12 protein-coding genes are annotated in these 13,383 nt (G+C 59.5%); 6 read left to right on the forward strand and 6 right to left on the reverse strand.

The features are described 5' to 3' along the window. Positions 1-3: 3 nt before the first annotated feature. From ACOH1Z_RS11000 to chvE, 5 genes are all read right to left on the reverse strand, one after another. Positions 4-1,413 carry a GH1 family beta-glucosidase gene (locus tag ACOH1Z_RS11000; RefSeq protein ID WP_449648538.1) on the reverse strand — a complete coding sequence of 470 codons (1,410 nt, stop codon included), beginning with the start codon at positions 1,411-1,413 and terminating at the stop codon, positions 4-6. Between the two features lie 41 nt (positions 1,414-1,454). Further along, on the reverse strand, positions 1,455-2,642 hold the full coding sequence (locus tag ACOH1Z_RS11005; protein WP_449648539.1) for an ROK family protein: 1,188 nt from the start codon (positions 2,640-2,642) through the stop codon (positions 1,455-1,457). A 42-nt stretch (positions 2,643-2,684) separates the two neighbouring features. Continuing rightward, positions 2,685-3,884 (reverse strand): multiple monosaccharide ABC transporter permease, encoded by a 1,200-nt coding sequence (gene mmsB, locus ACOH1Z_RS11010; RefSeq protein ID WP_449648540.1) that lies wholly within the window; start codon positions 3,882-3,884, stop codon positions 2,685-2,687. Positions 3,885-3,888: 4 nt separating this feature from the next. After that, the gene (gene mmsA, locus ACOH1Z_RS11015; protein WP_449648541.1) at positions 3,889-5,418 is read right to left on the reverse strand and encodes a multiple monosaccharide ABC transporter ATP-binding protein; all 1,530 of its coding nucleotides are present in this window, start codon (positions 5,416-5,418) and stop codon (positions 3,889-3,891) included. Positions 5,419-5,506: 88 nt separating this feature from the next. After that, the gene (gene chvE, locus ACOH1Z_RS11020; protein ID WP_449648542.1) at positions 5,507-6,610 is read right to left on the reverse strand and encodes a multiple monosaccharide ABC transporter substrate-binding protein; all 1,104 of its coding nucleotides are present in this window, start codon (positions 6,608-6,610) and stop codon (positions 5,507-5,509) included. Positions 6,611-6,966: 356 nt separating this feature from the next. Between chvE and xylA the strand changes: the two genes are divergently transcribed. After that, positions 6,967-8,157: a xylose isomerase gene (gene xylA, locus ACOH1Z_RS11025; RefSeq protein ID WP_449648543.1), complete on the forward strand. Its 1,191-nt coding sequence runs from the start codon at positions 6,967-6,969 to the stop codon at positions 8,155-8,157. Then, a complete protein-coding gene (gene xylB, locus ACOH1Z_RS11030) occupies positions 8,158-9,552 on the forward strand; it encodes a xylulokinase (protein WP_449648544.1) in 1,395 nt (464 codons plus the stop codon). Here the strand turns inward: xylB and ACOH1Z_RS11035 are convergent. Then, the gene (locus ACOH1Z_RS11035) at positions 9,540-10,049 is read right to left on the reverse strand and encodes a MarR family winged helix-turn-helix transcriptional regulator (protein ID WP_449648545.1); all 510 of its coding nucleotides are present in this window, start codon (positions 10,047-10,049) and stop codon (positions 9,540-9,542) included. The genes xylB and ACOH1Z_RS11035 overlap by 13 nt on opposite strands. Positions 10,050-10,142: 93 nt before the next feature. On the opposite strand from ACOH1Z_RS11035, the gene ACOH1Z_RS11040 reads away from it, so the two are divergent. The 4 genes from ACOH1Z_RS11040 to ACOH1Z_RS11055 all read left to right on the forward strand — a co-directional run bounded on the left by ACOH1Z_RS11040 (position 10,143) and on the right by ACOH1Z_RS11055 (position 13,353). After that, entirely contained in the window at positions 10,143-11,054 is a 912-nt protein-coding gene (locus ACOH1Z_RS11040; RefSeq protein ID WP_449648546.1) for an EamA family transporter, read from the forward strand. 190 nt (positions 11,055-11,244) lie between these two features. Next, entirely contained in the window at positions 11,245-11,823 is a 579-nt protein-coding gene (locus ACOH1Z_RS11045; RefSeq protein ID WP_449648547.1) for a GTP-binding protein, read from the forward strand. Then, entirely contained in the window at positions 11,820-12,221 is a 402-nt protein-coding gene (locus ACOH1Z_RS11050; RefSeq protein ID WP_449648548.1) for a roadblock/LC7 domain-containing protein, read from the forward strand. Before ACOH1Z_RS11045 ends, ACOH1Z_RS11050 begins: the two co-directional genes overlap by 4 nt. 175 nt (positions 12,222-12,396) lie before the next feature. Then, positions 12,397-13,353 (forward strand): DUF2510 domain-containing protein, encoded by a 957-nt coding sequence (locus tag ACOH1Z_RS11055; protein WP_449648549.1) that lies wholly within the window; start codon positions 12,397-12,399, stop codon positions 13,351-13,353. Positions 13,354-13,383: the final 30 nt, after the last annotated feature.

Genomic DNA, 13,383 nt, shown 5'->3' on the forward strand with positions numbered 1-13,383 from the left:
GCCCTACTTCAGCGCCGGGGTCACCTTGGTCTTAGCCACGTCAGACACCCACAACCCACTGTCTTTCACGATGCGTTCTTGAGTGTCGTAGTCGACCCGCACGATGCCGAAGCGCTTCGAGTAGCCGTAGCCCCACTCGAAGTTGTCGAGGAGCGACCACACGAGATAACCCTGCAGATTCACCCCACGCTCGATAGCGCGATGGGCTGCAGTGAAGTGCCGGTTGAGATAGTCGACCCGCTCGGGATCATGCACCCGACCATCCGTCACCTCATCATCGAACGCGGCACCATTCTCGGTGATCATGAGGGGAAGATCAGGGAAGCGTTCGCCGAGATCGACCAACAACTCTTCGAGACCATCGGGCGCAATATTCCACCCCATCGCGGTATACGGGCCCGGCTGCTCAAGGAACTCGACATCTCTGCTGCCCGGCCACGGTGATCCGCCCATATCTTTGTGACCGTCATTGTTGATACGCACCGTCAAGCCGTCCCACATCTTCACCGTAACGGTGGAGTAATAGTTGACGCCCAAGAAGTCGAGAGGCTGGTGGATGCTCTCCACATCGCCCGCGTGAACGAACGACCAATCGGTTACCTCACTCGTGTCAGCAATGAGGTCATCGTCGTACCGGCCAAGCAACATGGGGCTCGTGAACGCACGATTGGCGAGAGCATCGATGCGACGGGTCGCTTCGGCATCCCCGCCCCGAATCACATGGAAGTTCAGAGTCGCCGACACCTCGGGCGAATTAGTAGCGGCAGCACGGATGCGCGGAACCGCTAAACCGTGCGCCAAGTTGAGGTGGTGAACCGCGGCGAGCGCATCGGCACCATCCATGCGGCCAGGAGCATGCGCACCCGAACCGTAGCCGAGATACGCCGAGCACCACGGCTCATTCAGAGTTGTCCAGGTGTGTACGCGATCGCCAAGCGCTGTCGCCGCGAGTTCTGCGTAGTCCGCAAACCGCAGCGCCGTGTCACGCTCGGGCCAGCCACCCTCATCTTCAAGCTCTTGGGGAAGATCCCAGTGATACAGGGTGGCAATGGGGCGGATGCCGCGGCTCAACAGTCCATCGACAAGTCTCGAGTAGAACGACACTCCCTCAGGGTTTATCGCACCGGAGCCTCCGGGCTGAAGGCGCGGCCAGGAGATCGAGAAGCGGTAGGCGTCGAGTCCCATCTCCGCCATGAGATCGAGGTCAGTCTCGAAACGGTAGTAGTGATCGTCGGCGACATCGCCAGTGTCACCGTTCCACGTCTTATCCGGTGTGTGACTAAAGGTGTCCCAAATTGATTCAGTGCGACCGCCATCACGAGCGGCACCCTCCACTTGGTAGGCCGCCGTTGCTGATCCGACAATGAAGTTCGGCGGAAAAACGAGGCCACTATCGCGGTAATCAGGATTCATGGAATAACCCTAAGCCTCAGGCCCGCCAAAAAGGCAAACGTTTACACCGCAGAAGGATCGTCCAGAAGAGGAGCAAAGGCGAGTTCGGCGGCACCGATCATCAGAAGGTCTGCTCCGAGCTGCGCTGGAACGATTTTTACTCCCTCGAATGATGCCTCAAGCGCTTGCGAACCTACACGTTCAATGAGGAACTCGGGATCGGCCGAGAAAATGGATGCCAAGAAACCACCAAGCACGATGACTTCGGGATTGAGAACGTTGACAGCGTTTCGCAGCGAGGTGCCGAGCGAAAGCAATTGGCGACGCACAAGCGCACTGACTACAGGGTCGGTGGATTCGCGCAGAGCCGCATCGAAGGTTTCGGAGTCAACATTGGTCAGGCCGAGAGCGTGCACGAGATCCGCCCGGTTCACCTCCGTCTCAAGGGTCCCCTCTTCACGCGTTCCCGTCTCGGTGGCACTGTTCACCACACGCACATGACCGAACTCTCCCGCATAGCCGGCACGGCCTGTCAGCGGGAGTCCGCCGCTGATGATGCCGCCACCAATACCGCTAGCACCACCGTTGAGGTAGATCAGATCAGAAATTCCGCGACCGGCACCATAAATGTGTTCCGCGAGCGCACCAACGCTGGCATCGTTCGCGGTCCAGACGGGGTAGCCGGTTGCTGCAGCCAGAAGCTGGCTAACTGGCTCATCCCGCCATTCCAAGTGAGGTGCCCACCGCACCAAACCGTCTTCGACGCGAACCAAACCGGGAGCAGCAACACCAATGCCGACCACCCGACCGGCAGTCTCGTATCCACCTTTGAGGCTCTCGATGATGACACTTGAGATCTTCACGAACTCAGTCACCGTTGATGGCGTGTCTGTCTCATAGCGGATGCGCTTGAGTAGTGTGCCGTCGAGGCCAACTACTCCGACGGTGATGGCATCGACCTCGGGGTTGATCGCAATCGCGACGGTGCGAGCATCCGCGTTCACCATCGGCGATGGACGACCAACCTGACGCGTTGGATCAGGTTCACTTTCGTAGGCAAGCCCCAGTTCGCTCAATTCGGCTACGAGAGCCGCGATTGTTGAGCGGTTCAGCCCGGTTTGCGATGTCAGCTGCGACCGCAATTGCGCCCCGCGATGGAGGAGCGTGAGCACGCGTGACAGATTGTGGCGCCGAGTGCGATCGCCCTTGCCACCGGTGCCGCTTGACGGCGGCAGAGAGTTACTGTTCACGGGCTGATCCACTCGGTTAGCAACGAATACGTGCGACTAAGCCTAGCGACGTCCCGCGCGACGCTTGCTCATGACATCGAAAGCGACGGCGAGCAATAGCACGAGTCCCTTGATGGCCTGCTGCCACGCGGCATCCACGGAAAGAATCGACAAGCCCATATTGAGCACGCCCATGATGAGCGCCCCAATGACAGCACCGATGACTGTTCCGACACCACCGGTCACGGCAGCACCACCGATGAAGACTGCAGCAATTGCATCGAGTTCGAAGTTTTGCCCGGCAGACGCAACTGCGCCACCGGCCCGGGCTGTTGTGACGACCCCGGCAAGTCCAGCCAGCACGCCCATGTTCACGAAGACGAAGAAGTTAATCCACGAGGTCTTCACGCCGCTCATTTGGGCGGCGAACAAGTTTCCACCGATCGCATACACGTGACGGCCGAACACCGTTTGATTGAGCACAAAAGTGAACAGCAGGATGAGCACAGCCAGAATGATCAGGATGATCGGTGTGCCACGGTAGGCCGATAGCTGGAACGTCAGCGCGATAATGGCGACCGCGGCGATAACATTCTTAGCCCAGAACGAGATCCCGCTCTCGACCGGCAATTCGAGGCGGCGCTGTTTTGCGCGGTTGCGCAACTGCTGACCGATGAGCAACGCTGCAGCGAGAACACCGAGCAGAATCGTGAGGATGTCGCGATCACCACGCCCCTCACCGATCGTGCCAAACAGCTCAGGCAACCAGCCGCCACCAATAGCGTTGAACTCGCTGGGAAGAGCATTGATTGTTCCACCGGTCAGAAAGACCAGGGTGAGGCCGCGGAAGAGGAGCATGCCGGCCAGCGTCACAATGAAGGCTGGGATGCCGACGAAGGCAACCCAGAACCCTTGCCACGCGCCGACAGCAGCCCCCAAGAGAAGCGCGAGGATTACAGCGCCCCACCAGGGAAGCCCCCACTGGGTCATCGAGATCGCTGAGACCGCACCGACCATGGCAACCAGCGAACCGACCGAGAGGTCGATGTGGCCGGCGATGATCACGATCACCATGCCAACTGCAAGGATGAGGACGTAGGCGTTCTGCTGGATCAGGTTGTTGATATTTCCGGGCAGCAGCAGCCGGCCATCCGTAAGCACTTGGAAGAGTAGGACGATTACGGCGAGTGCCGCAAGGATGCCGTACTGCCGAAGGTCGATCTGAACTTTGGGTCGCTTGCGGGCTTTAGTGGTGTCGCTCATCGGGTTAGTCCTTTCCCGCGGTCATCAAGTGCATGAGTCGTTCTTGGGTTGCTTCGGCGCGATCGACCTCGCCAGTGATTGTGCCCTCGGAGATCGCATAGATGCGGTCACACAGCCCGAGGAGTTCCGGAAGTTCAGACGAGATCACGACGACTGCTTTGCCCTGCGATGCCAAGTCGTTGATGATTCCGTAGATCTCGTATTTGGCACCGACATCGATTCCTCGCGTCGGTTCGTCGAGGATCAGGATGTCGGGGCCAGAGAACATCCACTTGCTCAGGACAACCTTTTGCTGGTTTCCGCCAGACAGGTTTCCCGAAAGCACAGAGACATTGGGAGTCTTGATGTTCATTTGTCCGCGGTAGCCCTCTGCCACCTTGTTTTCAGAGAAGCGGTCAACGATTCCCCAGCGCGAGATTTTCGATAGCGCTGCAGCCGAAATGTTGACGGCGATGCTGCCGATCAGATTGAGGCCGAAGTGTTTGCGATCTTCGGTGGCATAGGCAATTCCGTGGCGAATTGCTTCGCTGACAGTCTTGACCGAAATCTCGGCACCCTTTTTATAGGCAGTGCCGCTGATATGGCTGCCGTAGGACCGCCCGAAGATACTCATGGCCAACTCGGTGCGGCCAGCCCCCATCAGGCCGGCAAAACCAACGATCTCTCCGGCTCGAACCGAGAATGATGCGTTCTCGACCACCTTTCGAGTCGTATCGACCGGATGATGCACCGTCCAGTTCTCCACCCGAAACAACTCTTCGCCAATCTCTGGCGTGTGCGGCGGGAACATGCTGTCGAGGTCACGCCCGACCATTGCGCGGATGATTCTGGCTTCCGAAGCATCCTGTTCATCCATCGCGAATGTCTCGATCGTCTTGCCGTCGCGAATGATCGTGACTTTGTCCGCAATGTTGCGAATCTCTTTGAGCTTGTGCGAAATGATGATGCACGTGATGCCTTGACCGCGCAGGCTGCGAATGAGATCGAGTAGATGCGCAGAGTCTTCATCGTTGAGAGCCGCCGTCGGCTCATCCAGAATCAACAGCTTGACCTTCTTGGAGAGCGCTTTGGCGATCTCCACGAGTTGCTGCTTGCCGACACCAAGTTCAAGAACCCTCGTGCTTGGCTGCTCGTCGAGACCGACGCGGGCGAGCAAGAGCGTTGCTTCGCGATTGGTCTTGGCCCAGTCGACAACGCCCCTGGTGGCGATCTCATTGCCGAGGAAGATGTTTTCCGCGATAGAGAGGTAGGGACTCAACGCGAGTTCCTGATGGATGATGACGATGCCGTCGTGTTCAGAGTCATTGATCGACTTGTACGCGGTTTCGTGGTTTTCGAAGGTGATGCTGCCGTCATAGCTGCCCGCGGGGTAGACCCCACTGAGCACCTTCATAAGGGTTGATTTTCCGGCGCCGTTTTCGCCGCAAATAGCGTGAACGTGCCCGCGCTCGACCTCGAGGCTGACGCCGTCGAGTGCGCGGACTCCGCCGCTGAAGTCTTTGGTAATCGTGTTCATGCTGAGGATTGCAGTCATGATTAGCTCCGCTCGCAGTGACTTTCAGGGGACGGCAACTGCGCCGTCCCCTGATCGTCGAATCGTATTGCTTCTGACTCAGTGCGGGCTAGAGTCCTACGTCTGACGCCTTGAGGAAGCCGGAGTCAATGAGCTTGGACTGAACGTCATCCTTGACTACAACCTCAGGAGTGATGAGGAACGAAGGAACAACCTTTTCACCGTTGTCGTACGTTTCGGTGTCGTTGATCTCAGGCTCATCGCCGTTGAGGATTGCTTCGACAAATCCGAAGACAACCTTGCCGAGTTCACGGGTGTCTTTCCAGACTGTCATCGACTGCTCACCGGCGAGGATGTTGACCACGCTGGCTTTGTCACCGTCTTGACCTGTCAGCAGGGGCCAGTCGTCGCCGACCGTGTAGCCAGCGCTACGAAGTGAAGCTGCGATGCCTTGCGCCAAGCTGTCGTTCGGGGAGAGAACGACGTCGATCTTGTCTCCACCGGTGTAGAACGATGCAATGCGGTTGTCGAGCTCGGCCTGAGCCGAGTCTGACTTCCAGCCGAGGATTCCGATGCTTGCCCAGTCGTCATTGCTGGCGGGCGACTTACCGGAGGGAACAACCAACTGTCCGCTCTCGACGTAGGGAAGCAGAACATCCCAGGCACCGGAGAAGAAGAACTTCGCGTTGTTGTCGTCGGGGCTGCCGGCGAAAGGCTCGAGATTGAATGGACCTGCGCCATCAGCCAATCCGAGCTGTGCCTCGATGAATTCACCCTGGAGCTGGCCCACCTTGTAGTTGTCGAATGTTGCGTAGTAGTCAACGTCGGGCGTTCCATTAATGAGACGGTCGTAGGCGATGACGGTGATGTCTTGCGCCTTGGCGTCTGCAAGCACGGGGGCAAGCAGCTTTCCGTCAATCGCGGCGATGACAAGAACGTCGACGCCAGAAGCAATCTGGTTCTGAATCTGGCTAATCTGAGTGTCAGCCTTGTCGTCTGCATACTGAAGGTCTGCAGAGTAGCCGGCATCTTCGAGCTGAGCCTTGAGGCCCTCGCCGTCATTGATCCAGCGTTCGAGGCTTCGCGTCGGCATCGAAATTCCGACGCTGCCGAGGTTGTCGCCGCCGGCGCCTGAGCCACCGCTGCTGCAGGCAGCGAGCCCAAGTGCCATCACAGTCGCCGCTGCGACCGCAATTATCTTCTTCATTGACATCGTGTTGTCCCTTTCGAATGTGATTGCCGTACAAGAGCCGGAAGCACTGCGAGTGTTGCCGGCAGAGGGCCGAGCGTGTTCCTCGCGAAAGGGAAGGTGTCGCATCGGTTGCCCGAGGCGTGCGTTACTTCGTTGTATCGCGAGGGCTGCGCTGGGCACCCCTTTTGTTGACATTGAGAACATATATGGGTTTACGGGTTGAACGCAACATCAATTCCGAAAATCGCATAACAATTCGCTGTTAACCGCAGTAGTCGCCGAGTGTTGAGCATGCGAGCTCCACATTGACGGAATGGCTTCACCCCAGTAAGTTGTTACAAATAACTTATTGCCACAGTCGTCAACGGAGATCAAAAATGTCTACACAACCAACCCCAGCCGACAAGTTCTCCTTCGGGCTCTGGACAATCGGCTACAACGGCGCAGATCCGTTCGGCGGCCCCACCCGTGCCCCCCTCGATGTTGTGCACGCTGTCGAGAAGCTCGCCGAATTGGGCGCCTACGGCCTCACATTCCACGACGACGATCTCTTCGACTTCGGAACAACCGACGCCGAGCGCCAAAAACAGATTGACCGCCTCAAGCAGGCCCTCAGCGACACCGGGATGATCGTTCCGATGGTCACAACCAACCTCTTCAGCGCCCCCGTCTTCAAAGACGGCGGCTTCACTTCCAACGACCGCGGTGTTCGTCGCTTCGCAATGCGCAAAGCAATGCGTCAACTCGAACTCGGCGTTGAACTCGGCGCCAAAACCTTCGTCATGTGGGGCGGACGCGAAGGGGCAGAGTACGACTCCGCCAAGAACGTGCGTGCCGCGCTCGAGCGCTACCGCGAAGCCCTCAACCTCTTTGGCGACTACGTCACAGAAAAGGGCTACGACATCCGCTTCGCTATCGAGCCCAAGCCCAACGAGCCACGCGGCGACATCTTGCTGCCCACAGTTGGTCACGCGATGGCCTTCATCGAAACCCTCGAGCGCCCAGAACTGTTCGGAGTGAACCCCGAAGTTGGGCACGAGCAAATGGCTGGATTGAACTTTACGTCGGGCATCGCCCAGGCGCTTTACCAAGACAAGCTCTTCCACATCGATCTCAACGGCCAACGCGGAATCAAGTACGACCAAGACCTCGTCTTCGGCCACGGCGACCTCCACAACGCGTTCTCGCTCGTCGACCTGCTCGAAAACGGTGGGCCAAACGGTGGCCAGAGCTACACCGGTCCCCGCCACTTCGACTACAAGCCGAGCCGTACCGAAGATGAAACCGGTGTGTGGGATTCCGCAGCAGCCAACATGCGAACCTACCTGTTACTCAAGGAGCGTGCCGCGGCATTCCGCGCCGACCCTGACGTTCAAGAAGCACTGGTCGCAGCGCGCGTCTTCGAGCTCTCGGAGAACACTCTCGGCGAGAATGAAAGCTATGACGACCTGCTCGCCGACCGCGCATCGTACGAAGACTTCGACACCGATGCCTACTTCAATGGCAAAGGCTTCGGCTTTGTGCGCCTTCAGCAGCTGGCGACCGAACACCTCATGGGTGCCCGCTAAATGACGCTCGTCGCGGGGGTTGACTCGTCAACCCAGTCCTGCAAAATTGTGATCGTGGATGCCCTGACCGGAGCGCTCGTCCGCTCCGGTCGCGCGTCTCACCCCGCAGGCACCGAAGTTGATCCCGAATATTGGTGGTCGGCCCTCCGCGACGCAATTTCGGATGCCGGAGGCCTCGAGGACGTCTCCGCGATTTCGGTCGGTGGACAGCAGCATGGCATGGTCGTTCTGGATGCCGCCGGCCGCGTCATCCGCCCCGCCCTGCTGTGGAATGACACTCGCTCTGCTGCTGCCGCCAACACCCTCAGTTCGGAGTTCCCCGATCTTACCGAGCGCACAGGCTCCGCGCCGGTCGCATCGTTCACGTCAACGAAACTGCGCTGGTTGCGCGATAACGAGCCGGAGAATGCCGCTCGTGTTGCGGCGGTCTGCTTACCCCACGATTGGCTAACCTGGCGCTTGCGCGGTTTCGGCCCCGAGAATGCCGACCTGACCCAACTGACCACTGACCGATCAGATGCCAGCGGAACGGGCTATTTCAGCTCGGTGACGAACGAGTACGACGACGAGGTGCTCACCGCTGCCCTTGGTCGCGGCATGGCAGCCGATGGGGTGGTACTGCCCCGCGTCATTGCCCCAGGTGAGCCTGCTGGAACCGTGGCAGGAACTGCGACCCAGATTGCGTGCGGAGCTGGCGACAATGCCGCGGCCGCACTGGGGCTTGGCGCACGCGCCGGGGATGTCGTCGTCTCCATCGGCACGAGCGGCACAGTTTTCGCCGTTGCCGAGACTCAGGTGCCTGACGCCTCCGGCACAGTGGCCGGATTCGCGGACGCCAGCGGAAACTTCCTTCCCCTCGTCGCGACGATGAATGCGGCCAGAGTGCTTGACAGCACGGCGGCTCTCCTTGGCGTCGATCACCACGAACTCGGCGCACTCGCGCTCGTAGCTGAAGCCGGTTCTGGCGGTCTCGTTCTGCAGCCCTATTTCGAAGGCGAACGAACCCCTAACCTTCCGGATGCCACGGCAACCCTGTTCGGCATGACTCTCGCGTCAACGACCCGCCCGTCACTCGCGCGCGCCGCCATCGAGGGCCTGCTGTGTGGTCTCGCTGATGGTCTCGACGCTCTCCGCACCCAAGGAGTCTCAGCTCACCGCATCCTGCTCATCGGTGGTGCTGCCCAAAATCCTGCCGTGTCGACAATTGCGTCTCAAGTTTTCGTCGTGCCTGTCGTTGTCCCCGAGCCTGGTGAATACGTCGCGCTCGGCGCTGCAGCGCAGGCCGCGTGGGTGCTGACCGGGGCTCGACCAGACTGGAAGATTGCGACAGTGGCGGAACCGGCATCCGATTATCGCCCGGTGATTCGCGAGCAGTACGCCCGCTACTCGGTCTGAGCCGGGCCACTTTCGTGCGCGCCGAGAAGTGCACCAAGTAACTTCTCGAGTTGGCGTCTCTCGGCAGGAGTGAGCGACTCGAGCAGGCGTTCTTCGTTCTCGATGTGATCGGCGAGCGCAGCTTCGATGACTTCCGCGCCGCGCTCAGTGAGAGCCACGCATACTGCGCGGCGGTTCTCGGGGTCGATTTCGCGCGAGATGAACTCTTTTGCGACGAGTCGATCCAGTCGATTGGTGATGGCCCCTGAAGTGACCATGGCGCTGTCGGAGAGGGCTCCGGCGGTGAGTCCGCGGGGTCCAGCATCGGAGCGCAATAGCGTGGCAAGGATGTCAAACTCCCCCGGCTGCAAGCCGTGCGTCGCAAACACGTCGCTCTGCGCTCGCTCGAGCAGGCGCGTTACTCGGGAGAGGCGCCCAAGGACGCCCATCGCTGAGACGTCGAGCTCTGGTCGCACGTGTGCCCATTGGGCGAGGATGCGATCGACGCTGTCTGCCATGAGCTTCCCTAATCCCTCAACGTTGAACTGTTTGACGGATTCAGCATAACTCTCTATATTGTTTAACGTTCAACTATTTAGCATTGAGGAATTATGACGCAGCTACGCGACACCATGGTCACCGCGATCGCACCAATTGCCTGGGGCACCACGTACATCGTGACTACACAGCTGCTGCCCGATGGCCATCCGCTATTTGCCTCACTCGTGCGCGCCTTACCCGCGGGTCTCATAGCGCTCGCCCTCGCGCGACAATTGCCCAGCGGCGCGTGGTGGTGGAAGTCGCTCGTGCTCGGCATCCTCAATATCGGCGCCTTCTTCCCCCTCCTCTTCATCGCTGCATATCGCCTACCCGGCGGCGTCGCCGCCACCCTCGGTGCCGCCCAACCACTGATCGTCGCTGTACTTATCGTCGTGATTTTGCGCCAGAGTGCACCCTGGCGACTCGTCATCTGGGGCATCGTTGGCGCGCTCGGCGTGGCACTGATTGTGCTGCGAGCAACGGCGCAACTCGACACTCTCGGGCTTGTCGCCGGACTCGCGGGCACGGCATCCATGGCAGTCGGCGTAATCTTGTCGAAGCACTGGGGAAAGCCACCCGAGGTGTCGGCCCTCGGATATGCAGGCTGGCTTTTGACCGCCGGCGGAGTGTTCCTATTGCCGATCACCATCATCAGCGAAGGAATACCGGCAGCCCTGGATGGGCCAGCAATCGCTGGCTATGCGTGGCTCGGCATCGTCGGCGGCCTCGTAGCGTACACACTCTGGTTTCGGGGAATACGCCTCGTGCCGCTGACCTCAGTGGCAGTGCTCGGATTGCTCTCGCCGTTAACGGCAGCAGCACTCGGCACGCTTCTTCTCGGAGAACGCTTCAGCCCCCTGCAACTAATCGGCTTTGCGCTTGCCTTGGCCGCGATTGTCGGAGCTCAGATTCCCTCCCGGTCCGCTCGAGTCGCTCGACCAGCTCCAGAACGTACCCCGATGTACCCCGATTCTTCTCGCTAAATTGGTCTAGAAATAGGGCGAATTCTCAGCAACGGCCCCACGTGTTGAGGGGACAGACAGAACGTTCTATGCAGTAATTGTCTAGGCAATTTTCACCGACACCCAAACGGGGGGCTACTACCCCGCATCGGGGGCTTGCATGCTTCAGTAAGAAAGAAGCATAAGAACTACTCCTGGGGGGAGGTATCAGATGTCAGAGCACGTAATCCTGTTTGCAGGGCCCATGGGCGCAGGTAAAACCACTGCCATCCGTGCCCTCAGCGAGATCGAAGTTGTCAGTACAGAAGCCGCGAACAGCGACCGAGCTTCAGCAGACAAAGCGACAACAACGGTTGCTCTCGACTACGGCGAGATCAGCGTCAACGACGCAGAAAAGGTTCGCCTCTACGGCATCCCTGGCCAGAAGCGCTTTGACTTCATGTGGACCATCCTCGCGGAGCGAGCCGAAGGTCTCGTGCTCCTCATCAACGCCGATGCCGAAAACCCCGTCGAGACCGCTATCGAGTACGTCAAAGAATTCTTCGCCCTCTATGAGCGCGGTGGAATTGTCATCGGGCTCACTCGTGCCGATCTCGTGCCCCAAGCACTCATCGAGGAGTACGCCAACACCCTGGCCGACGAAATGCCCGATGTTCTTATTCCGGTATTCACCGTGGATGCTCGTTCGAACGCAGACATGAACGTGCTGCTCATGACGGTGGTTGCCAACGTCGAACTCAAACGTGCTGTTGCCGCCAACTCAGCACTGACATCAGGGAGGGCACGATGATTGTCGCAACCCACCTGGACCCCACATACATTTCGCGCGGCGAACTTGCCCTCAGCGGACTCAAAGAACTTGCCCCGTCACTGGCCTACGCCACGGTCCTCACCGAGGATGGCTTCAGCGTCGTCAGTGTTGAAGGCAACGCAGTCGACAGCAACCGCTTCGCGAGCATGGCCAGTTCAACTCAAGCCCTCGCCGATGCTGTTGCCCGAGAACTTCAACTCGGAGACAACGAGTTTGTGATCGTCGCGGCCCAACAGGGCCACGTCGTGCAGGTACGAGTCGACGGCCATCCGCTGGTGCTCGCTGCCCTCTTCACCGACAAAGAGACGATCGGCAAATCACTTGCCGCTGCTCGGCGAACTGCACGAAGGCTCACCGTCTTTCTTACCGTCGAGTAACACACAGTTTTCACCCGCATAACCCGAACCACCCGAAGCAGGACCAGTAAATACGAACAGCGAACGATCACTCGTCTAACCCGCAGATCGAACGCTGAATCGAGGAATTTTACCCGCGAGCAGGACCGCGGTGCACCCTCGGCACCGTACACGAATTCACGCAGGAGGCGTGAAGATGACTACATACACAACCCACATCCCCGCCGGCTGGTACCCCGACCCGCTTGGACTCCCCCAGCTTCGCTGGTGGGACAACCACACGTGGACTGACCAGATCTCTGGAGCGCGCGCCCCCCTCGTGCACCAGCTCGTTGACTTCGCTGACCCCACAGAGCTCGAGGGCGACGCCACCATTCACGCCGCTGCCGAACCCGAGTCGGCAGCGACGGGTGGCGCCGTCCCTCCTGAATCAACCTCTACAACGAGCACGCTTCGCCAGCTTGAAGCACCGCTTCCCGAGGACGCCGTAGATTCGGCGACTGCAGGCGATCCCACCGCCGGCTACCGCGATCCCTCCGATGACGACACTGACTTCACCGTTGTCGCCTCTGAGTGGGCTCAAGTCGCCGAAGCGATCAAGATTGCCTCAAGCAACAAGCAGGCAACGGTGTTGGCGATCACGTCATCCAGCTTTCCCATGCTCGTCATCGATGTATTCGAGCGTTCGTACTGGTGGAAAGCCGAAATCGCTGACTTCCCCACGTTCCCGGTGAGTATCAACATCCGCAGCCATGTACGCGATGAAGTAATCATGCCCAGTGGTGCAGGGTTCGATCTGAGCTCACTGCTGTGGATGGTCGGCCTCAACGCCTACGCTCACGCTCCCGCGCCGTGGCTCACCGACGGTGCACGCTACCGTTTGCGCCGCTGGCCAAACATCACGAACCTTCCGCACGATGCCGACCAGCTGCGCATGACCTCGATCCTGAGTCACGCCCCACTCTCGGCGAAAGAACTGGCTGCCATCGCAGAGACTGAGCCTCGTTCGGCCCACGCTCTCGTTGCTGCCCTCAGCCTGATGAACATCCTGCGGGTTCTTCCTGGTGCGAACGAGGAAGAATTTGGGGCCGCCCCAGCAACACCGGCACCCCGCGGATTCTTCGCTCGCCTGCGTGGTCGCCACAGCAAATAGCATTTAACGCACGAACGCGAGCCGTCTGCC

The organism is Rhodoglobus sp., from assembly GCF_053580035.1.